Source organism: Corynebacterium accolens (genome assembly GCF_023520795.1).
Classification (GTDB): domain Bacteria; phylum Actinomycetota; class Actinomycetes; order Mycobacteriales; family Mycobacteriaceae; genus Corynebacterium; species Corynebacterium accolens.
In genome coordinates this window covers 833,589-855,178 of the sequence record NZ_CP046605.1, presented here as the reverse complement: position 1 = coordinate 855,178, position 21,590 = coordinate 833,589, and the positions used below count along the sequence as shown (strand labels likewise).

At 60.4% G+C, this 21,590-nt stretch carries 19 protein-coding genes; 5 read left to right on the top strand and 14 right to left on the bottom strand.

Going from position 1 to position 21,590, the window contains the following annotated elements:
• Window positions 1-18 precede the first annotated feature (18 nt).
• The 4 genes from CACC_RS04135 to CACC_RS04120 all read right to left on the bottom strand — a co-directional run bounded on the left by CACC_RS04135 (window position 19) and on the right by CACC_RS04120 (window position 4,667).
• Window positions 19-342, bottom strand: a complete 324-nt coding sequence (locus tag CACC_RS04135; protein WP_005279956.1) for a putative quinol monooxygenase — start codon at window positions 340-342, stop codon at window positions 19-21.
• Window positions 343-442: 100 nt separating this feature from the next.
• Complete coding sequence (locus CACC_RS04130; RefSeq protein ID WP_005279955.1) at window positions 443-1,021, bottom strand: hypothetical protein; 579 nt, start codon at window positions 1,019-1,021, stop codon at window positions 443-445.
• A gap of 137 nt (window positions 1,022-1,158) precedes the next feature.
• Complete coding sequence (locus tag CACC_RS04125; RefSeq protein WP_249852965.1) at window positions 1,159-2,892, bottom strand: alpha/beta-hydrolase family protein; 1,734 nt, start codon at window positions 2,890-2,892, stop codon at window positions 1,159-1,161.
• Window positions 2,859-4,667 (bottom strand): ABC-F family ATP-binding cassette domain-containing protein, encoded by a 1,809-nt coding sequence (locus CACC_RS04120; RefSeq protein WP_005279953.1) that lies wholly within the window; start codon window positions 4,665-4,667, stop codon window positions 2,859-2,861. The genes CACC_RS04125 and CACC_RS04120 overlap by 34 nt, the downstream gene beginning before the upstream one ends.
• 91 nt (window positions 4,668-4,758) lie before the next feature.
• Here CACC_RS04120 and CACC_RS04115 point away from each other — a divergent pair, with 91 nt between their 5' ends.
• A complete protein-coding gene (locus CACC_RS04115) occupies window positions 4,759-6,078 on the top strand; it encodes a hypothetical protein (protein ID WP_005279952.1) in 1,320 nt (439 codons plus the stop codon).
• 55 nt (window positions 6,079-6,133) lie between these two features.
• Here CACC_RS04115 and CACC_RS04110 read toward each other — a convergent pair whose 3' ends face one another.
• From CACC_RS04110 to CACC_RS04095, 4 genes are all read right to left on the bottom strand, one after another.
• Complete coding sequence (locus CACC_RS04110) at window positions 6,134-7,114, bottom strand: 4-(cytidine 5'-diphospho)-2-C-methyl-D-erythritol kinase (protein WP_005279951.1); 981 nt, start codon at window positions 7,112-7,114, stop codon at window positions 6,134-6,136.
• Complete coding sequence (gene rsmA, locus CACC_RS04105) at window positions 7,111-7,974, bottom strand: 16S rRNA (adenine(1518)-N(6)/adenine(1519)-N(6))-dimethyltransferase RsmA (protein ID WP_005279949.1); 864 nt, start codon at window positions 7,972-7,974, stop codon at window positions 7,111-7,113. The genes CACC_RS04110 and rsmA overlap by 4 nt, the downstream gene beginning before the upstream one ends.
• Before the next feature lie 108 nt (window positions 7,975-8,082).
• Entirely contained in the window at window positions 8,083-9,258 is a 1,176-nt protein-coding gene (locus CACC_RS04100; RefSeq protein ID WP_005279948.1) for a resuscitation-promoting factor, read from the bottom strand.
• A gap of 273 nt (window positions 9,259-9,531) precedes the next feature.
• Window positions 9,532-10,368, bottom strand: coding sequence for a TatD family hydrolase (locus CACC_RS04095; protein WP_035108602.1), 837 nt, complete (start codon window positions 10,366-10,368; stop codon window positions 9,532-9,534).
• 25 nt (window positions 10,369-10,393) lie between these two features.
• Here CACC_RS04095 and CACC_RS04090 point away from each other — a divergent pair, with 25 nt between their 5' ends.
• Complete coding sequence (locus CACC_RS04090) at window positions 10,394-10,888, top strand: GNAT family N-acetyltransferase (RefSeq protein ID WP_081445489.1); 495 nt, start codon at window positions 10,394-10,396, stop codon at window positions 10,886-10,888.
• A gap of 11 nt (window positions 10,889-10,899) precedes the next feature.
• Window positions 10,900-11,400 carry a GNAT family N-acetyltransferase gene (locus CACC_RS04085; protein ID WP_005279943.1) on the top strand — a complete coding sequence of 167 codons (501 nt, stop codon included), beginning with the start codon at window positions 10,900-10,902 and terminating at the stop codon, window positions 11,398-11,400.
• Window positions 11,401-11,499: 99 nt separating this feature from the next.
• On the opposite strand, the gene metG is transcribed toward CACC_RS04085, so the two are convergent.
• From metG to rsmI, 3 genes are all read right to left on the bottom strand, one after another.
• Window positions 11,500-13,332 carry a methionine--tRNA ligase gene (gene metG, locus CACC_RS04080; protein ID WP_035108601.1) on the bottom strand — a complete coding sequence of 611 codons (1,833 nt, stop codon included), beginning with the start codon at window positions 13,330-13,332 and terminating at the stop codon, window positions 11,500-11,502.
• Between the two features lie 134 nt (window positions 13,333-13,466).
• Window positions 13,467-15,323 carry a BCCT family transporter gene (locus CACC_RS04075; protein WP_005279941.1) on the bottom strand — a complete coding sequence of 619 codons (1,857 nt, stop codon included), beginning with the start codon at window positions 15,321-15,323 and terminating at the stop codon, window positions 13,467-13,469.
• 282 nt (window positions 15,324-15,605) lie between these two features.
• Window positions 15,606-16,454 carry a 16S rRNA (cytidine(1402)-2'-O)-methyltransferase gene (rsmI, locus tag CACC_RS04070; protein WP_005279939.1) on the bottom strand — a complete coding sequence of 283 codons (849 nt, stop codon included), beginning with the start codon at window positions 16,452-16,454 and terminating at the stop codon, window positions 15,606-15,608.
• Window positions 16,455-16,574: 120 nt separating this feature from the next.
• On the opposite strand from rsmI, the gene CACC_RS04065 reads away from it, so the two are divergent.
• Complete coding sequence (locus CACC_RS04065) at window positions 16,575-18,104, top strand: dolichyl-phosphate-mannose--protein mannosyltransferase (protein ID WP_244262178.1); 1,530 nt, start codon at window positions 16,575-16,577, stop codon at window positions 18,102-18,104.
• Window positions 18,105-18,124: 20 nt separating this feature from the next.
• Here CACC_RS04065 and CACC_RS04060 read toward each other — a convergent pair whose 3' ends face one another.
• Together CACC_RS04060 and CACC_RS04055 are read right to left on the bottom strand one after the other, a co-directional pair.
• The gene (locus CACC_RS04060) at window positions 18,125-18,826 is read right to left on the bottom strand and encodes a zf-HC2 domain-containing protein (RefSeq protein ID WP_005279937.1); all 702 of its coding nucleotides are present in this window, start codon (window positions 18,824-18,826) and stop codon (window positions 18,125-18,127) included.
• Window positions 18,813-19,226, bottom strand: coding sequence for a DoxX family protein (locus tag CACC_RS04055; RefSeq protein ID WP_005279936.1), 414 nt, complete (start codon window positions 19,224-19,226; stop codon window positions 18,813-18,815). The genes CACC_RS04060 and CACC_RS04055 overlap by 14 nt, the downstream gene beginning before the upstream one ends.
• Window positions 19,227-19,397: 171 nt before the next feature.
• On the opposite strand from CACC_RS04055, the gene CACC_RS04050 reads away from it, so the two are divergent.
• Window positions 19,398-20,060 (top strand): DNA-3-methyladenine glycosylase I, encoded by a 663-nt coding sequence (locus tag CACC_RS04050; RefSeq protein ID WP_005279934.1) that lies wholly within the window; start codon window positions 19,398-19,400, stop codon window positions 20,058-20,060.
• On the opposite strand, the gene sepX is transcribed toward CACC_RS04050, so the two are convergent.
• Complete coding sequence (gene sepX / locus CACC_RS04045) at window positions 20,057-21,508, bottom strand: divisome protein SepX/GlpR (RefSeq protein ID WP_005279932.1); 1,452 nt, start codon at window positions 21,506-21,508, stop codon at window positions 20,057-20,059. The two genes, CACC_RS04050 and sepX, sit on opposite strands and share 4 nt — an antisense overlap.
• Between the last annotated feature and the right edge of the window lie 82 nt (window positions 21,509-21,590).

The following is a 21,590-nucleotide window of genomic DNA, read 5'->3' as shown; positions in this document are numbered from 1 at the left end:
TGGTTTTAAGCGGCGAGATTAGTCGACGGCGAACTCGCCCATCTTGTCCCAACCGGTGCGGCCATCGATGTGGACATTGATGATGTCTGGGGTCTCTACGAGGTACTTGGGGAATTCGTCGCAGGCGCGCTTGAAGTGCTCGCCCTGAACGTGCTCTACGTCCTTGCCATCAGCGTAGGACTCGAGCAGCAGGAAGCGCTGAGAGTCTTCCGGATCGCGGTACCACTTGAAGTCGATGCAGCCAGGCTCTGCGTTGCAAGCCTCGGTGTACCAGTTGATCTCATCAAGGAAGGTATCGGCGTATTCAGGCTTTACGTGGAACTGAACGTTAATCAAAATCATGCCCCCGATTCTACCAATGATGTGTCCACTACGTCATGGCTACTCTGCCATGCGCGCGGGCCTCGGAAGAATCGGGGGCAGGTTCCGCGGAAGCTAAGAACTAGTTGAGGAAGTACTCCGCGATGTAGATGAACTCGCCGTCGAAGGCGGTGGCGACGCCATAACCGTACTCAGGTCCCGGGGTCACCTCGAGGCCCCGGTTAAACCAGTTGAGGCGCTCTTGAGCTTGTTCTTCGGACAGACGGTAAACGTTGCCCTGCCCTTCCTCGGTGTGGGTAACGCCGCTTGCGACGTCACCGTAGTACGTAAGCTTACCGTTTGCGCCCTGGTTTGCCCATTCCTGCGCGATGGCGGCAGCGTTCTCATCTGGGTGGTGACCGGCCTGAGCCAAGTGGTCCGCGGTGGCCGCCTGCAAGTCAGCGGCAACCTGTGGAGCCTCGGGCGCCTGTGCCTCAGGGGCGGCTTCAGCCGTGGCCGCTTCTTCCGCGGCCACCTCCGGCTCGGCATCGGGTGCAGCTTGGAGGAAGCTGGGCAAAGTAACGTTGTACTTTTCAGCAAGGGTGGACACCTGCTGTACCTGCGGGGCCGCGGTGAGCTCCGCAGAAGCCGCTGCCGTGGTACCGGACAGGGCGAGTACGGTGGTCAGGACTGCTGCGGTGGCGCTTCGAATCGGCTTCATGTTTTTCAGCTTGTCATAACTTTTCAGAGGGCGAAAGGTTATTACCGGATACGCTCCACTTCGATATGGCTTTGTTATATAAACGGCATTCTGAGTGATCTGGGTTACTGCGCGAGAGGTATAACGTCCCAAGAAGTCTAATAAATACCTACATCGAGTTCATCGAATTGCCGCTGCAGTTCTTCCGAGTCAATGGAACGCGCAACGTCGGGCCCGGCGATGGCCGCAAAGCCATCGAGGACAGAGGTCCCGTAATTATGGCCCACACCGTCGGGCACATCCTTGGCCCCAGGCAGGTCTGCGGCAACTTGCAGGTAGGTAATAATAGGCATCCACTGCATCACGCGCTCACGGGAATAGGAGGTATCTTCCTTCATCCAATCGGGCTCTTTGAAGGCCAATTCGGGCGACCACCAGCTCACCGGATCGGATGGGTGCTGGATATACAGCATACGGGTCCTGCCCCACTCTTCTTCCGGCACGCGTCCCCAGCGGCGAACTTGGTCCACGTCGTTGGCAAAGCGGACCACGAGGCCGCCGGCGTAGACCGGCGAGATTTCCGTGGACCCGGGATCGCGGCGCTCCACAAACTGCGAGCGCAACCGATTAAAGTGCGGCGGGCCAGTCAATAAGATGCCATCGACGGAATTGGCGATATCGCGCACACCAGAAAAGGCTGCCTCGATGCCGGTTGTGCCTAAGGACTCGCCGTAGAGGTAGAGCTTGGGCCGGTCATCTTCTGGCAGTGAATTCCACCAGTCCACGATGGGGTTGATGAATTCTTCCCCGGCGCGCTCTACTTGGCTACCGCCGCCAAAGAAGTGAAAGACGGACGGCATGGCGGAATACTGTGCGGCGGCGATGGCGGTATCCCCGCCATAGAGCAATTCGAAGGCTTGCGCGGAATAGGACGATACCCAGCCGGTGCCGGTGGTCATGGTCAATAGGAGGGCCTTGCGGTCTTGGGCGTGGGTGCGCTCGAGTTCATCGATAAGCAGCTGCGCCCGCCCCTCATTGGAGTCGCGGTTGCCCAGGCCGGCGTAGGCACGGATGGGCTCCTTGGCGGGTTTGCCGGTCACCTGCTCTAGCTCGTCCTTATGCGCACCGGAGCTTAGGAAGCGGGAGCCTTGCAAGCCCACGCCGTCCCAGTCGACATCGGAAGTAGGCGATCCGGAGCGCTCGCTGAGGGTGGGGCGCTGGGTGTCCGGATCGGGGTCGGCGTTTTGGGCGGTAAATACCCTATCGCCCAAGCTCACGATAGCACCGGGAATGATGTTTTCAACGGTGTAGATGGCAATGACCGCAACGATTATTACCGCCCCTAGGCGGCGGTAGGTGGAGCGAAACCGCTGCGGGAAGCGCCGCGCCAACCAGCGGACCAGAAAGATAATGGAGCGCAGGATCAGCAGGAAGAGGGTAAATACCGCCAGCGCCAAGGGCACCACCAGCAGGTAGCTGGACATGGATGGCGCGGGCACGGAATATACGCTCGCGAGCTCACGCTGCCAGCGCACGGCGATAATAACGAAACCGACCAGCCAGGCAATGAACGCACCTGTGGCGATGCGCGCGAGCAGCCTGTAGCGCTTTGGCTCCCAGGCGGAGGCGGCAAGCCAGGGATACTTATCCGCCCATTTACTCACGACGAAGCGGTACCACACCAGCTTCACGCCGATGCCCACCACGTAGCCGAAACCGGCGGCAAGGCCCGATATCAGGCCTTGATAGGGCCAATCACGGGGCAAAATGGACGGAGTAAGGCCCAGCGTAGACAAAATGGCGGCGCCGATAACGCCCCACGGATCGAGGTGGCGGACGATATCGGCGATGCGAGCTTCTACTGCTCGAGCTTCTCCCCTAACTCCAGCCATTCCATCTCCAAATCCTCATAGGCGCTGCGGTTGTCCTTTAATTCCGTATCAAGCCGGGTCATCGCTTCGGTATCGACTTCTTCTGCCGCCGCGGCCAATTTCTCATTGATCTGCGCAGCGGATTTCTCCAGCTTCTGCATCTTCCGCTCAAGCGCATTCATCTTCTTGGTGATTTCGCGCTCTTGCTGGGAAGAAAGCTTCTTTTCCGGCTTCGGCGCCGGCGCGTCCGTCTTCTTTTCTCCCAGGTTTATAACCCCAGTGTTCTTGCCGGCCTCGATTTCTTCGCGCTTGCGCAGGTACTCGTCGATGCCACCGGGAAGGTTCGTCAGCTTGCCATCGCCAAAAAGCGCGTACGTATTATCCGCAATGCGCTCGATGAGGTAGCGATCGTGCGAGATGACCACCAGGGTGCCCGGCCATGAATCGAGCAGGGATTCCAGCTCCTGGAGGGTATCGATGTCCAGGTCGTTAGTGGGCTCGTCGAGCAGCAAAACATTGGGTTCTGCCATAAGAACGCGGGTGAGCTGGAGGCGGCGGCGCTCGCCACCGGAAAGATCACCGACCGGGGTACGCTGGCGCTTGGCGGAAAAGCCGAGGCGCTCGGCCAGCTGGGAGGCGCTGAGTTCCTTTTTGCCTAGCTGCACGTAGGTGGCAACGTCCTCGACGGCATCGAGAAGCCGGCGCTGCGGATCCAAGTCATCGAGTTCCTGGCGCAGCCAGCCCAAGCGCACGGTTTGGCCCTCGATGCGCTTTCCGGCCGCGAGCTCGTATTCGCCGGCGAGCGTGCGCAGTAGCGTGGTCTTTCCGGAGCCATTCACGCCAACGAGGCCGATGCGCTCGCCCGGGGCTAGGCGCCAGGTGAGGTGATCGACCAAGGTGCGGCCATCCGGGGACTTCACGGTGGCATCTTCTAGCTCGATGACCACGCGGCCCTGGCGCTGCTTGGAAAAGGACATGAGCTCGACTTTGTTGCGCGGCTCGGGAACATCAGAAATAAGCGCTTCCGCAGCCTCAATCCGGTAGCGCGGTTTCGAGGTACGCGCCGGTGCCCCGCGGCGCAGCCACGCCAATTCCTTGCGGGCCAGGTTTTTGCGGCGTTGCTCCATCGCATCGGCCTGGCGAGCGCGCTCGGCGCGGGCGAACGTCCAGTCGTTGTAGCCACCCTCGTAGGCATCAACGGTGCCGTCGTGCACCTCCCACGTCCAGGTGGCGATGGTATCGAGGAACCAGCGATCGTGGGTGACCACGATGACGGCGAGGTTGCGCTTGAGCAGGTGATCCGCCAGCCACTGCACGCCTTCCACGTCAAGGTGGTTCGTGGGCTCATCGAGCACCACGAGGTCTAAATCCTGCACCAGCGCGGCGGCAAGGTTGACGCGGCGGCGCTCACCGCCGGACAGGGAGCTCACGGGAGTCTCCAGCCCCAGGTCCACGATGCCAAGGCCGCCGAGCACGTCGCGCACCTTGGCATTAGAGGCCCATTCGTAGGTCTCGAGCTCGAGGGGCTCAATGATCGCCTGAGCGATGGTGAGCTCTTCGGGCAGATCAAAGCGCTGCGTCACCACGGCCATGCGCAGATCCGAGGTATGGGATACGCGGCCGGAATCCGGCGGCTCGATACCGGTGAGCACTTCCAGCAGGGTGGTTTTGCCGCCGCCGTTCACGCCCACGATGCCGATGCGGTCCCCGGTTTGCACGCCGAGGGATACCCCATCAAGGAGAGTTTTTAAGCCATAGGATTTGGTGACTTGCTCGAGGTTAATCAGGTTTGCCATAACAGGGACTCATCTTAATACCTCCCCACCGCTACCCCCGCATTCCCAATCATCTTGCTACCGAAATTCACTTGCAATACCCTGCGCATGTATGAAGAAGCACACACTTACCCTCTGCACTATCCTCTCTGCCACAGCTCTCACCATCGCTGCCTGCTCGGCGCCTGAAGAAGACACCGACGCCCAAAACACCAGCGAATCCACCACTGCGGAAAGCCACGAACACGACCATGACCACGATCATGATCACGAGGGCCACTCCCACGACGGCATGGAGGCCGAAGAAGGCCAGACCGAGGTAGCCCAGCTTCCCACGCGCATCGTTTTCTCCCACGCTGGGGGCCTGACCACCTACGATGCCAAATCCGGCGACGTTCTCGATGAAGAGGACATGAACGCCTTCCTCCGCCTTAACGATGCCGGCAATGACCGCCACGTCATGGTGACCAAGGGCGATAACTTCCTTACCTACGATACCGGCCGCATCACCAAGGAACACGGCGACCACAACCACTACTACACCGCGGATCCGAAGCTGGGCGATGACAAGATTAAGGCGCCCCACGCCGGCCACGTGGTCCACCACGATGGTTTTACCGCCCTGTTTTCTGATGGCGATGGCGTAGCCAAGATTTATAAGACCGAGGACATCGGTTCCAAGGACGCCAAGCCCGTCAACACCGTCAAGACGGGCGAGGGTCACCACGGCGTGGCCGTCCCGCTTGAGGATGGCTCCGTGGTCATCACCAAGGGCACCGAGGACGAGCGCCACACCATCCAGCACCTGGATAAGGACGGCAAGGTCCTGGATGAGACCACCGAATGCCCCGGCGTCCACGGCGAAGCGGCCGCTGGAAACGGTAAGCTCTTCTTCGGCTGCGAAGACGGCCCCGTAGTCTTTGACGGCTCCAAGTTCCACAAGGTGGACGTCTCCGATTACGCCGGCGCCGAAGGCTACCAGCGCTCCGGAAACGCCGCGGGTTCTGAGGAATCGAACGTCATTCTGGCCGATAATAAGACCGACAAGGACGCCGAGCACGAGCACCCCACCTCCGTGACGCTGATCAATACCGAGGACTACTCCGCCAAGAAGGTGGACTTGGACGGTTCCTACTGGTTCCGCTCGCTGGCGCGCGGCCCAATGGGCGAGGCACTGGTGCTGACCACCGACGGCAAGCTCAACATCATCGATCCAGACTCCGGGGAAATCACCAAGCAGATCGACGCGATTTCCAAGTGGAAAGAAAACGAGGAGTGGCAGCAGCCGGGCCCGATCCTGAAGGCCGCCAATGGCTATGCCTACATCACGGACGCGCAGAAGAAGGAGCTCGTCGTCATCGACCTCTTGCGCGGTAAGGAAACCGACCGCTACGAGCTGGACTTTGAGCCCACCGAAATGGCCGTGCTCTAAATATCCAGCGCTCTAGCGCTTGTGCTTGGCGATGCCCCTCCTCCATCGCCCTAAGCTAGAGCACTTCCGCACCCGCAGCCGGGCCCTGGGCGACAACGCCCTTGGTGCCCGGTATTTCTATGCTGACCTGCGCTGCGATTTCCTCCGCATCTTCCTGCGAAGCACATAAGAAGGCGCAGGTAGGCCCGCTGCCGGAGACGATGCCATTGAGCGCGCCCGCATCCATGCCTGCCTCCAAGGTTTTGCGGAGATCTGGGCGCAGGGATAGCGCGGCGGGCTGCAAGTCATTGTGCAGGTGCGCCGCCACGCGCTGGGCATCGCCGGAAATAAGTGCCTGGGAAATCTCCGTGGTATCGAGGGCCGGTGCACTAGCCCGCCCCGCATCGCGCAATTCATCGAGCTTGCGGAATACGCTAGGCGTAGAAAGGCCGCGATCAGAGGCGATCAGCGCCCAGTGATAGGTGCCCCTTGTCATCATGGAAGTCAATTGCTCCCCGCGCCCAGTCCCTAACGCCGTACCGCCCAGCAGGGTAAAGGGAACATCGGAGCCAAGGGCGGCACCCAAGGCATCCAGAATGTGATCGCCTACCGAATCGATCCCGTAATAACGGCCGTAACAGCGCTCGGCAAGGCGCAGCGCAGCCGCAGCATCCGCGGAACCGCCCGCCATGCCACCGGCGGTAGGAATCGCCTTGTGGATCTCGAGTCCGACCTCCGGAATCTTGATGCCCCCGCGGGTGACATACAAGTGCTGCATGATGCGGTCCACCGCAGTCCAGGCCAGGTTCGTATCGTCCTCGGGCACGCCCGCCTCGTGCGGACCGGATACCTTGAGGTATTGCACGCGTGGCTTATCCACTTCGGCATTGCCTAAATCAGTCAGCGTTACCGTATCGTGCAGGCTCAAAGACTGAAAGACCGTGACCAGCTCGTGAAAGCCATCCTCCCGCGGCTCGGCCACGCCAAGGTGCACATTGACCTTGGCGTGCGCATGCGCGGTATAGGTAATCGGCTCGTTTCCGTGCGATGCGTTCACTGTAGTCCTGCCAATCGTACAAAGTCTGCAACAGCGAGCTTCTCCCCGCGCTGCTTCGGATCGATTCCGGCCGCGCGCAAGGCCTCCTCGGCGGCTGCGCCGGAGCCGTAGTGGCCCGATAGCGCGGCGCGGAGGGTTTTGCGGCGTTGGGCAAAGGCGGCATCGACAAGCGGCCATACCGCAGCGCGCGCGGCATCGTCGACCGGCCAAGGCGGGGTATCGAAGACATCGATGCGCACCAAGCCGGAGGCGATATTGGGCGCGGGCCAAAAGACATTCTTGCCAATGGTCCCAGCCTGGCTCACCGCGCCATAAAAGCCAGCCTTCACGGAAGGCACGCCGTAGATCTTGCTGCCGGGCTCCGCAGCGAGGCGCTGCGCCACCTCCAGCTGCACCATAACGAGCACGCGGCGGATGGAGGGAAAGGTTTCCAAAAAGTGCAGGAGCACCGGCACCGCCACGTTATAAGGCAGGTTGGCCACCAGCGCCGTAGGTGCAGCGACATCTTCGCTGGTCACGCGCAGCGCGTCCTTTTCCACCACGCGCAGGCGCTTAGCGTAGTCCTCCGCGCGCTCGCCCACCGTTTCCGGCAGCTGCGCGGCCAAGCGCGGATCGATCTCCACCGCGGTGAGATCCTGGACGGTCTCCACCAACCCGAGGGTCAGCGACCCCAACCCAGGGCCGACCTCCACGACGTGGTCTGTGGGGTCCAGGTCCGCCGCCGCGATGATGCGGCGGATGGTATTGGGGTCGTGGAGAAAATTCTGCCCCAACTTCTTGGTGGGCGTGATATCCAGTTTCTCCGCTAAAGCTCGGATTTCTACTGGGCCTAAAAACGCGGCGCCCGGGGAATCAGTCATGTTTTCTAACCTAGTAGAAGAATGCAGAAAGTCGCACCCCGCGTCGTGGTGACGCGGAATGCGGTGACGCGAGGTGCGGTGCAGAATGCGCGGTGTGGCGCGTGCTTTTTAGCGCAGTCCCAACTTGGCGGTACATGCAGGCCATGCGCCCCAACCCTGGGCGGCCTGCACCTTTTGTGCCACGGCAATTTGTTGCTCGCGGGTGGCCTGCCAAGCCTCAGGGGCGTATTCGGTACCGCCGAGACCAGCCCAGGTGGACGGCGCGAACTGCAGGCCCCCGGAGAAACCATTGCCGGTATTAATGGACCAGTTACCGTTGGACTCACACTGCGCGATGGCATCCCATACGGAGCCATCAGCCACGGCAGGGGCAGCCGCGCCCGAGTTACCGCCTTGCGGTTCCGGCTCCGCCTGCTTGGTGCCTCGGGCGATGGTCGCAGGCTTTGGTCCTACAACGACCTCATCCTTGATGACCTCTTCGGATTCCTTCTTGCCGTTTTTCAGCACCACCTTGCGGGTGATCTCGCGCTTACCCTTTTCGCCCTGCTCGCGCACCTCTTCGGCGCCGGCTTCCAGCTCAGGGTCATCCACGAAATTCGGCTCGGCGTCGAATTCCTCGGTGACATCTTCGGTCTGGATGTCTATCCGCTCTACCTTGATAGACATGCCCTCGGTGACCTTTTCTTCCTTGGCCGGGAAGACGCGGTCATCCTCACCGAGCTTGATACCGCGCTCCTTGAGCACATCGCCCACGGTCTTGGCGGCAATCTTGGTGTAGGTATTCTTGCCGCCATCGTTGATCTTGATGATCTTCGGGGAGACGACTTCTAGATCCATGCCGTCTTTTAGCTGGGCATCCTTATCCACGTCATCCTCGCCAGACTTCACGGCAGCTCCTGGGTTTACACCCTGCAGGTTATTGAGCAGATCAGAAACGGTGAGATCGGTGGTAGAAAGCTGCTGCTGTTCACCATCGATGGACACGGCAACCGGCTTGGCGGTGCGCACGGAAATCTCATCACCATCGGCCACGGACTCAGACGGTGCGGGCGAGACGATATCCTCTTCTCCCACCTGGACGCCGGCGGCCTGCAGTACACCGTCTACGTCCTTGGCAAAGGTAGCCAGCTCAACCTTGTCGCCGTTGACGTCTACGACCAGGTCCTTCTGCGCGGCAACCGCCACGACACCGCCGACGGCGAGGGTGCTCAAGACGCCACCCGTTGCCAGGCGCAGCGGCAGGGAACGTGAATTATTGATGCGCTTAATGTGGTGAGGTGCCATGTGTAGTTAATCTCCGGTGGTGCTGTCTATCCAGTATCACAATTGTTGCCGCTGGCCTAGGGAAACCAGCGGCGGTACCGCGACTGCCCCACTGTGGAGCAACGCTGCGGGAAGGTAGAGGCATAAAGCCTCAACGAACAATCAATAACAATACGATAACGGGTGGGGAAAGTCGAGAAGCGCTGCGCCACAGCTATAACGGGCGAAAACAGTTGTCACATCCAGCACCCATGCCACCAGCGACCAGCGGATTTAATTTTGTGACGATCCTCACTACTGCTCTGTATTGAGCCCATATACGCGGTCAAAAGTCTCATTGACCTCCGCCGCCAAGGCCTGCGTGGTCTGGTGGCGCGCCCGGGCGATGCAGTCATAGGTGTGCCCGATGAGGGATGGCTCGTTGCGCTGCCCGCGGAAGGGCTCCGGGGTCATAAATGGCGCATCGGTTTCCACGAGCAATTGCCCCGCCGGGGCCAGCGCCGCCGCCTGACGCAGCTCCGCATTGCGCTTGAAGGTGACATTGCCAGCAAAGGACAAGACGTAGCCGCGCTCGAGCGCCTCTTCTGCCACGCGCAGCGGCGAGGAGAAGCAGTGGAGCATGACGGTGGTGGGCGTGGGGGCATCGGCAAGAATGCGCAGCAGGTCTTGGTCCGCCTCGCGGTTGTGGATCATAAGCGTCTTGCCGGTGCGCACCGCCAGATCGATATGCCAGCGCAGGGATTCCTCCTGCTGGACCAAGCTCGCGGTCGTCTCCGGTTCGTGGTGGACCCAATAGGCATCCATGCCGGTCTCCCCCACCGCCACGCACCGCGGATCCGCCACCATCTCCTCCAACGCGGCTTTGGTGGGCGCGTCTAGTTCATTCGCCCGCACCGGGTGGATGGCGCAGGCGGCATACACATTGGGAAAAGCGCGCGCGGTCGCAAGGGCCGCCTCGGACTCGCGGCGGTCATCGCCAACCGTAACCAGGCGGGATACCCCTGCGGCGCGGGCGCGGTTGACCAGCACCTCATCGGTGTCTTTATGCGAGAAAAGGTGGGTATGCGCATCGCTGAGGCCGCTGAGCCCTGGGGCCGGAATGGGAGTAGGACGTGGCTTCTTTTTAGACATACCCGCAATTGTAATATTGGCAGCTATGTTGATCAGACCAGCGGACCTGAGCGATGTCCCCGCCATGACCGATACCCTCAACTGGGCCATCGAGCATACCGACGTCATCTTTGACTCCACCCCAGTTACCGTGGCAGAGCGCGAAGAACACCTGCGTCATATTCAGGAATTGGGATGTCCCTTCCTCGTTGCCGAAACCAATGCTGGCGAATACCTAGGCTGGGCGCTCTATCACCCCTACCGCGATCCCCGCATCTGGCAGGGCTGCTATGAAACCACGATTTATCTTTCCCCCAATGCCCAAGGCCAAGGCGTAGGCACCGCGCTTATGAGTGAGCTAGTAGACCGCGCCCGGGCAGATGACAAGGTGCATGCGCTGCTCGCCTTAATCGTGTCTACTAATACAGCATCATTAAAGTTGCACGAAAAGTTCGGGTTTGAAAACGTGGGAACTCTCAAAGAGGTAACCTACAAATTCGATCACTGGCTTAGCCTCACCCACTTAGAACTTCTGGTGTAAAGGACTTTTTGATGCATATTCGCCCCGCCGAGCTTGCCGATGCCCCCTCCATTTCCGCCATCTACAACGCCGCCTCCGCGGCTAAACCGGCCAATAACCTCATTACCTGGCAAGAAGAGGTTTCTGAGCGCGAGGATTGGCTAAAAGAATTGTCCAAGGCCGGCTCGCCCGTGCTCGTTGCCGTGGACGATGATGAAATCATCGGCTGGGCCGCCTACTTTCAATTCGTCACGCCCGCCATCTATTACGGCACCGTCGAAGATTCCGTGTATATCTCCCCCGCAGCCCAGGGCAAGGGCGTGGGCTCTGAGCTTCTCGATGCCCTCATGGATATCGCCGCCGACGATTCCTATATCGAGACCATGATTACCTACATCGTCGATACCAATGCCGGTTCCATTGCGCTACACAAGAAGTTTGGGTTCATAGAAACCGGCCGCATGCCCAATATCCACACCAAGGACGGCGTGCGCCTAGGCCTAGTTCACCTGCAGCGCGATTTCACGCATTAGGTAAGACTTTTAAGGACACAACAAAAGCGTGGTGGCTTCCCCCGCACTCATGGGGGAGACTGGCCACCGCGCTTGTGTATCTACGCGGGGTTATCCGTATTAGTTCATCACTGGTGCCCACTCCGGGCCGGTTTCACCAAGCTCTGGATCCAGCTTGGAAATCAGCGGCTTCGGCTTTGCCAAGGTCGTACCCGGTGCCACCTGGATGCGCTCCCACTTGGCCTGCTGCTGGGTGTAGTCACCCATAATCACCGGATATTCGTGGTTTTCTGGGGGAAGCCCCGCACCCACGAGCTCAACCAGGATATCGTCCTTGACCTCGCGCACCTCAGGCTGCGCGGCCCATTCGCCGGTGCGGCCCAGGGTCTCGTGCACCTTTTGTGCGGTAAACGGTAGGAACGGGGTGAGCATGACGTTGCAGTCAGACACGACCTGCAGGGCGGTCCACAACACGGTGGCCAGGCGCTCACGCTGGGTTTCATCCTTGGCGAGCTTCCACGGCTCCTGGGAGGCGATATACGCATTCGCCTCGCCCACCACGTGCATGATGGAGACAATGGCCTGCTTGAACTTGGATTGCTCCAGCAGGTTACCGGCGGTGGTAAAGGTCTCCTCCGCCAGCTGCAAAATGGCCTCGTCGCGCTCCTCTAGGGCCGCCGGGACCGGAACCTCGCCGAAGTTCTTGTGCGCCATGGACACGGTGCGGTTGACCAGGTTGCCCCAGCCATTGGCCAGCTCATTATTGACGCGGCGCACGAATTCATCCCACGTAAAGTCCGCGTCGTTGTTTTCCGGGCCAGCCACGGCAATGAAGTAACGCAGCGGATCCGGGCCGAACTCCGCCAGGAAGTCCTTAACGTAGATCACCACGCCCTTGGACGAGGAGAACTTGGAGCCGGACATCGTCAAGTATTCCGAGGAGACGATTTCCGTGGGCAGGTCCAGCTCGCCGTACTGGTGCAGCTCGCCGCCCTTCGAGCCCTTGCCCGCATAGCCCAGCAATTCCGCCGGCCAGATCTGCGAGTGGAAGGTGATATTGTCCTTGCCCTGGAAGTAATAGTGGCGGGTTTCTGGGTCCTGCCAGAATTCCTTCCACGCCTCCGGCTGGCCGGTGCGGTGCGCCCACTCGATGGAGGCGGACAGGTAGCCCACGACGGCATCGAACCACACGTACAGTTTCTTCGCGTTATTGTCCTGCCAGCCGTCCACCGGAATGGGAATGCCCCAGTCGATATCGCGGGTCATGGTGCGCGGGCGCATATCCTCCAGCAGGTTGAGGGAGAACTTCAGCACGTTCGGGCGCCAATCCTCGCGGGTAGAAAGCCACTTTTGCAACTCGTCCTTCAGCGATGGCAGATCTAATAGGAAGTGCTCGGTTTCTACGAACTGCGGCGTTTCGCCGTTGATCTTGGATACCGGGTCAATGAGGTCCACCGGATCCAGCTGGTTGCCGCAGTTATCGCACTGGTCACCGCGTGCGCCGTCGGCGTCGCAGATGGGGCACGTGCCCTCGATATAGCGGTCCGGCAGCGTGCGGCCGGTGGACGGCGAGATTGCCCCCTTGGTGGTCTCTTTAAGCATGTAGCCATTCTCATTGAGACCCTTGAACAGCTCCTGTACCACCGAGTAGTGGTTGCGGGTGGTAGTGCGGGTAAAAAGATCATACGACAAGCCGAGGTTGGCCAGATCGTTGACGATCTGGCGGTTATAGCGGTCCGCGAGTTCGCGGACGGATACGCCTTCCTTATCGGCCTGGACCAGCAACGGGGTGCCGTGCTCATCCGTGCCGGAGACCATGAGTACGTTGCGGCCGCGCATTCGCTGGAAGCGGGCGAATACGTCAGAGGGAACGCCAAAGCCAGCCACGTGACCGATGTGGCGCGGGCCATTGGCATATGGCCAGGCAACATTTACTACTAAAGACTCAGTCATGGAGTCCAGTTTATCGAAGCACCTGCACGAACACACGTTGAGGGCACATAACCTCTACAGTCGAAAAGCGCCCGCCTCCTTCCCTCGTGCGGGAAAGCGGCGGGCGCTGCTACCAAAGGCGGTAGATGCTTTATCTACTTGCGCTTCATCGGGTTCTTCAAACGCTCGTTGCGACGCTTCTTGAGTTCCTGCGTGCGCTGGTAGTCGCGGTGCAAGCGGCGCTCGCGGGCCATCTTGCGCTGGAACTGCTGCGCCTCGCGGTACTCGAGGTAAATAATGTCATTGCTCAAGTCCTTGTAGATGGCGAACATCAAGCCAATGACGATGAACAAGAACGGCAGCGCCGCCACGATGGTGACGTTCTGCAGGTTGGACAGCGCGTCCTCATTGACCAAGAGCAGGGTCAGGCCAACGGCTGCGGTCAGGGCACCCCACAGGGCGGAGAGCCACGGCTTCGCGGTTGCCGCACCGTTTTGGGTCATCGAACCCATCACGGTGGAAGCGGAGTCCGCGGAGGTAATGAAGAAGGTGGACAGCAAGATGACGGCGACGACGCCGGCAATGAAGCCACCAGGCAGGTTGTGCAGGAGGTTAAACAGCTCTACCTCGGCGGATTCGCCGGTGATGGATTCGCCGTTTTGCTCCATGTGGATTGCGGTGCCACCGAAGATGGCGAACCACAGGGTGGAAACGCCGGCTGGGATAAGCAGGACGCCTAGGCAGAACTCGCGGACGGAACGGCCGCGGGAAATGCGTGCCAAGAACATGCCCACGAATGGGGACCAGGAGACCCACCATGCCCAGTAGAAGATGGTGTAGCTAGACAGCCACTCGCCGGCGGTGCCGTTTTCGGATTCTGCGGTACGGCCGATCATCTCGGTGAAGTAGTTGAAGTAGTTACCGATGGATCCCGGAACCTGGTTCAGGATGGTCACGGTTGGACCCAAGATGAAGACGAAGATGGCCAGCACCGCAGCCAAGACCATGTTGGCATTGGACACGTACTGAATGCCCTTGCCCACACCGGAGAGTGCGGAGAGCAAGAAGGCCAGGGTCAGGACCAAAACAATGCCGATAACCACGGACTGGGTTGGGTTATCGATGATGCCGGAGGCTTCCAGGCCGGCCTGGATCTGCAGCGCACCAAGACCCAGGGAGCAGGCGGTGCCGAAGACGGTGGCGAAGATGGACAGGATGTCAATGAACTTGCCCAATCCACCATTGGCCCGGCGCTCGCCGATGAGCGGCACGAAGGCCTGGCTCAACAGCTGCTTGCGGCCGATACGGTAGGTCGAGTACGCGATGGCCAAACCAACAATGGCGTAAACAGCCCAGGGGTGCAGCGTCCAGTGGAACATGGCATAGGCCATGGACGAGCCCACGTTTTCCGTTCCCCGGCCAGGCGTACCGTCGCGGTAGTTCGCCAGCGGCTCGGAAGCGCCATAGAACATCAGGCCGATGCCCATACCGGCAGCGAACATCATGGCAATCCACGAAGGCGTGGAAAACTCCGGTTCCTCATTAATGTGGCCCAACTTGATGGTGCCAAATTTAGAGGAAGCGATGAAGATAACGAAGGCCACGAAGACGGTGCCAAAAAGCACGTAAGCCCAACCGAACTTATCGACGACCCACGTCAGGGCCGCGGAAGAAAAGTCCGCGAAGTTATCCGGCGCGGCAAGGCCCCAAATAACGATGGCGGCAACAAGCACACCGGCGATACCCATGATGGTCCAGTCAATCGGGATATTATCGCGGTCTGCGGCGATTTCGATTTCCGGATCGTCATACTCTTCGGGGTGGAACCCCTCAGAGTTGATCATGTCCTGGATTTGGCTCGTCGCCGTCTGCTCATCCAGCGTCTCTTCTACCGTTTGATAATCCTCAATCGGCTGATCGCTCGAAGCAGTAGAAGTGGCCCCAGCAGGAGATTCGCCGGGCCCCTTCCCTTCTTCGGGCACACCAGCGCCGTTATTTTCAGTATTAGTCATGCTTTCTACATTGGTGGCGTGACCCCAATTTTTCAAACCACTTTTCTATCAAAACCCCAGCTTACGCACATTTTTGAGCGTTTCCTTAAGGTTTCCTGCATGACTATAGGTGGCATATCCCCACGTAGACGGCTTTTAGGCGCCACACGCCCGGAAAGTATAACGATTCGATAACTTATACAGAAGCGTGAAACTACCTGCTAGCACGGTTAATTGTGACCTTTTATACACTGCATAGAAATAAGCTGCTGTCACCTCAACAAGTGCTCAGCTAACGGGCACTCAGCGGGCCTCTAGTGCGGCATCATAAAGCTCCCGATTGGATACCCCACTCCCCTTGGCGGCCTGCTTGCACGCGTCCTTCAAGCGCATGCCAGCCTCGGCCAACTCCAAGGCCTGTGGGACGAGATCCGCGGCGGTCACGGCAGCGCCGGTTCCGCCTTCAATGACCACGGTAATCTCGCCCTTGACTCCCTCGCTCGCCCATTCGGCCAGCTCAGCTAGCGAGCCGCGGCGCACTTCCTCGTATGTCTTGGTCAGCTCGCGGCACACCGCGGCGGGGCGATCGCCGCCGAGGACCTGGGCGGCATCGGCAAGCGTATCGGCGATGCGGTGGGGCGATTCAAAAAATACGATGGCACGCTTTTCATTGCGCAGCGATTCCAGCCACGCCTTTCGCGGACCGGGCTTGCGCGGAGGGAATGCATCGAAGAGGAAGTGGCCCACGCCCAGACCAGAGAGGGCGAGCGCCGTGGGCACCGCCGAGGGGCCTGGAAAACACGTCACGGGAATATCTCTTTCGGCGGCCGCGGCCACCAGTGACAGGCCGGGATCGGAGATGATCGGCATGCCGGCATCGGTGACCACGAGGACGGTGCCGTGCTGGGCGGCATCGATAAGCTGCTGCGCACGCGCCTGCTCATTGTGGTCAAAGTTGGATACCACGGACCCGGAAATTTCGATGCCCAGGGCCTGCGCCAGGTTGCGCACGCGGCGGGTATCTTCGGCGGCGATGACATCAGCATGCGCCAATGCCTGCATCAGGCGCGCCGAGGCATCACCGACATTTCCCAAGGGCGTGGCGGCAAGGATAACGCCGCGCGGAAGTGGTTCCAGACCTAAAGCTGACATGCCTCTAGCATTCCACATTCTCCTATGCGCCCGCGCGCAGGCTCGTGGCCTAAACTCTTCTTCGTGACTATTGCTACCGCTGCCCCCGCTAGCTCACCGCGCACCCCGCATAACCGCGTGATGCCGTCGGCACCGCGTACCTATACGTGGGGCAAGGCCGATTGGATTAGCACCGGCATCATCGCGGTTCTCGCGCTCATTACCCGGTTCGTGGGCCTTACCGCGCCGGTGTCCCAGGGCACGCCCGTCTTCGATGAAAAGCACTATGTGCCGCAGGCCTGGGACATGGTCAAAAGCTGGGATAACTTATTCATCGGCGGCATTGAGACCAACCCGGGCTTTGGACTCGTCGTTCACCCGCCGCTGGGCAAGCAGATCATTGCCCTTTCGGAATGGGTCTTTGGTTATACCCCGCTGGGCTGGCGCTTGATGACGGCCCTCTTCGGCGTCGCCACCGTGCTGATGACCATGGCGCTGGCCCGCCGGCTGTCCTTTTCCTGGCAGGTGGCCACCTTTGCCGGCATTTTGGCCGTCTGCGATGGCGTACTCTTGGTATCCGCGAAGTTTGGCATGCTGGATATCTTCCAGGTCTTTTTCATCGTCGCCGCCGCGTGGGCGCTAGCCCGCGATCATCAACAAATGCGCGAGCGCCTGCACGACGCCCTGCTGAGCGGCGGAATGGGCACCTCCCCCTTCGGCCCGCGTTTTGGCTTCCGGTGGTGGCGCTTTACCGCTGGAGTCTTCCTAGGACTATCGCTCGCCGTGAAGTGGTCCGGGCTGTACTACATCATGTTCTTCGGCCTGCTCTGCGTCTTTAGCGACCTCGCATTGCGCCGCAAGTACGGCATTCGCCGCTACATCGTGGGTACGCTCATTCGCGATACTCCCGCGGCACTTGCCTCCCTAGTAGCCGTGCCAATAATGATTTATGTGTGGAGCTGGCGCGCGTGGTTCGCCTCAGAAACCGCGGTCTACCGGCACGCCAAGGTGGATGGGACCATCGGGGAAGACTCGTGGCTCATGCACTTACCGGAACCTATGGCCGGCTGGTTTTATTACCACTCTTCTGTGTTAGATTTTCACGCGAGCTTGACCTCTTCCGGTGGCCACCACCACCCGTGGGATTCCAAGCCGTGGGCATGGCTGGCCGGCGCTCGGCCCATCTTGTACTACTCCAGTACGGATCTGGAATGCAGCGGCGGTGGCGAATGCCGCAAGATGCTCTACCTCTTTGGCACCCCGGCTATCTGGTGGCTGGTGGTCCCCGCGGTGCTTTGGGGGCTGTGGTCACTTATTATCCGCCGCAACCGCGCCTTCCTTATTCCCCTCGTGGGCTTCGCGGCCGGATTCCTGCCGTGGCTAGCGGCCTTTGACCGGCAGATGTACTTCTTTTATGCCACCGCGTTTATCCCCTTTGTCATCGTGCTTCTTGCCCTCGCGCTGGGCCAAATGGTCGGGCACGGTAAGCCCATCAGGTGGCGGTGGGTAACGCGCATCGCTGGTGGAACGATGCGGCGGGGAACATTTGCCGCCGCCTGCTACCTCGCGCTGGTGGTCGCGATGTTCTTCTACTTCGCGCCCATCTTATACGGCTTCATCATCCCGGAATCTTGGTACCAGTCCATGATGTGGCTGCCCAGCTGGAAATAGGTGGCAGAGGCCCGTTCGCCTTAGTGTGGCTGCGCGTTCAGGGATTTCCACCACGCGCGCACCAGGTAGCCCTTCTCGGCCGCCCATGCCCAGGCCAGGCTGATGGTCGATAGCGCGGTGGCAATAAGCAAATAAACCTGCTCCATGGTGACGGTCCCCAGCGCAATATCGCGCACGCCAAAACCAAAAAGAAACGCAAACATCGTGGCTGATACCGGGAACAACCCGGTCACAGAGGCTGGGCGCCACGCGCTCCACAGCAGTCCGCACGCCATGCCAAAGCGCACGGCCGCGCCCTCCATCAGGAGGTTGGCGCGCTCCGGATCGGCTGCCGGATCCAGCACCGCCCCCTCTGCGCCCATCGGTACCAGGCCGGAGGCGCGTACCACCTGCACGATGGCCCACACCGCAAAGACCAGACCCATAACCACCAAGGCGATGCGCGCCACCGTGAGGTTGGCCTGCCTAGCACTCGATGCCCGCTTCCACTCCGGTTCAACCCCGGCGAGGATCACCTCTGACAGGTCCGTCGGCGGTGCCATGCCGGAATCCGCCGGTTCCACGAAGCTTAAGGAGCGCGATAGCGCCGCTGCCTTATCGCGAAAGGCCCGGCACTCCGCGCAGTGTTCTAGGTGGGCGTCGATAACATCGGCGGAAAGCTCCGCTTCTTCCCCATCCAGCTGGGCAGAAATCGCCGCTTGTACTTGGCTATGCGTCAACATTGCTTAACGCCCTATCCAAGCTCGCCCGGCCAGAACCAAAAATAACGATCATTATGAGCGACATGCACAGCACCAACGGGTACTCGATGCCGCCGTCGCCAGCAAAAAGGCCGTTGCCCCAGTGCACGAAGTACAGCGCGCCCACCATATCCACGGCCAGCGCCGCCGCGGCGAAGGTGGTCAATAAACCAATGACGAGGAAGGCGCCGCCTACCATCTCCCCGATTGCGGCGGCATAACCGGCAATCTGTGGCTGCGGGATGCCGAGGGCAGAAAACTGCCCTACCGTCTCATCCATTCCGTCCATGAACATCTTGTCCACGCCGTGCGCGATAAAAATGAGTCCGAGGACCAACCGAAAAAGCAGCAATGCGGCATCGCGAACGGCAGGTCTATTCATGGTCAATAGACTACATCGAATGCCCACCCCAACGCGAAGATGCCACCGCCCCACCCGCCTAGCTTGCAATTTCACCATCTAGCAAGACTCACGCTGCGCCTCACCCGCCATCGCTGCTTCAATGGGCAAGACAAGGACAATAGGCACGACATACCAACAGGAGAACCTCCCATGGACACTGAAACCACCACCGAAGAACGCACCCCGCTGGCCTACGATGAGCACGGGGTAGCCCGCACGCCGTGGGCCGTGACATCGTCGCTGCTGACGAATTATTACGATACCGAATGGGGCCTTCCCATTAGGGACGAGGCCGGCCTTTTTGAGCGCCTGAGCTTGGAGTCCTTCCAGTCTGGGTTGTCCTGGGCCGTGGTATTAAAAAAGCGCCCCGCCTTCCGCGAGGCCTTTTGCCATTTTGATCCGGACAAGGTTGCGGAATTCGGTGAGGCCGAGGTGGAGCACTTGCTTGCCGATGCCTCCATTATCCGCAACGAAACCAAGATCCGCGCCACCATCAATAACGCGAAGGCCACCATTAAACTGCGCGAAAATGGCGGCCTAGCGGATTTCATTTGGAGCTTTCAGCCCGCAGAAAATATCTATCCCGAGGTTATGGAGGATATCCCGAAAAAGAGCCCCGAGTCGCAGGCAATGTCGCGGGAATTGAAGAAGGCCGGTTTTAAGTTCGTGGGGCCGGTGACCTGCTTTGCGCTCATGGAGGCCATCGGCATGGTCGATACCCATCTCTTGGGCTCCCACCGCCGGGCAACCTCCGGCGTATGGCCGGAGGAAACCGAAAAACTGCACGGAAGCGAGGCGCAGCGGGCTAATTAGCCTGCGCGGCGAGCGGCCAAGTCATCGCGGCGCCCTACCCCATCGGGCCCGGCGTGTGGGCCATCAAAGTCACCGTCTTCATCGTCGCTGTAGCTTAAGGGAAGGTGCTCAAAGTCGGGGCTTTCATCGTCGATTTCGACGACGACCGCACCCGGACGGCGCAGGTTGCGGGGGATCTTCAATGCTTCATCATCGGTATTGTGAACGCCCAACCGCGCCCGGCGCAGGTGCTTTACGCGACGGCGCAATAGCGCCTGCTCTTGGCGGACTTGCGCGCGCAGCGCCACAAGATAGGTACCGGTCAGAACGCCGACGATGCCTGCCAGCCACCAAGTCCATCCACCGGCCACAATGCCCAAGGCCACGGTGAGGACCACGGCGATGGCTAGGCCAATGAGCGTGCGCTGGCGGCGTTGATAGCGAGTGGCGGACTTTTCCTTATCCGCCACTGGGTCCCATCCACCGCGGCCAAGGCGGCGCTGGGCAAATGCCACCTCGTCCTCAGAAAGGTCGGTATTCAGCGCCGCGTCCTCAGCACCACGGGCGCCGTACTCATCTGCTTCCGCGGATTCCTCGAATGCACCGTCATTCTCCGGCTCTTCCGAGTCGGTCTCTGCGGTGTCTGCCTCTTCGGCATCGATAACAGGAGCAGGATCGACCGCACCTGGGTACATCAGGTCTACTGGGGAGGTATAGGTCTCGTCATAGTCGTACGCATCCTCGGCAATGTCTGCTGCCACCGGCGCGGTGAAAGACTCGGTGGAATTGGCAACCACATCGCCGCGGCGGGGCTTGCGCTTTACATCGCCTTCTTCCCCGGCGGCGCGCTCGTCATCATCAAGCAAGACATCATCGGCATCGTCAACGTCCGCATCTGCATCGTCGGAATCATTGGACGTGCGTGCGCTATCGGCTGCTTCTGTGGAATCGGTCGCGTCGGGTGAGTCAGCAGCTGCTGGAACCGCGAATTCCTCAATGACTTCACCCTCGATGGTCTCTGCCGGCCCATCAGCCTGGGTGGCCTGCTCGTCGCGCGCGTCAGCCTCATCCTCGTCTGCGGCGGAGCGGTATGCGCGGCCACCTACGCCAAAGGGGTGCGCCCGAGCGCGGCGGGCAGCGCCAGCAATGGTCCGCGACTGCGCGTGGGAAGAACGGTCTTCTGCGTCCTCATCGATCAGCACGTCATCGACGTCTGCCTCGCTGTCCGGGTCCTCAGCGGCAGCGGATACGACCTCGTAGTCGTAATCCTCATCCGAGCCGCTGCGGTGGACATCATCGGCCCGCAAGCGCGGGCGGCGGCGGCCGGCGACATTGCCGGAATCACCGGAAAAGAGCACGCGGGTATCCTCAAAGGCCTCTCCGGTGTGGCTCATCGGGCGATTGCTCCTGCCCAGGAGCCACGGCGCGAGCACGAAGAGCCACACCACGATGATTGCAATAACTGGCACAGCTGTGGACACGACTTAAGGACCTTCCCTTGGGGTGCAGATGATTACTCCACTCTAATCGCCAAAACCGCACTTTAGGGGC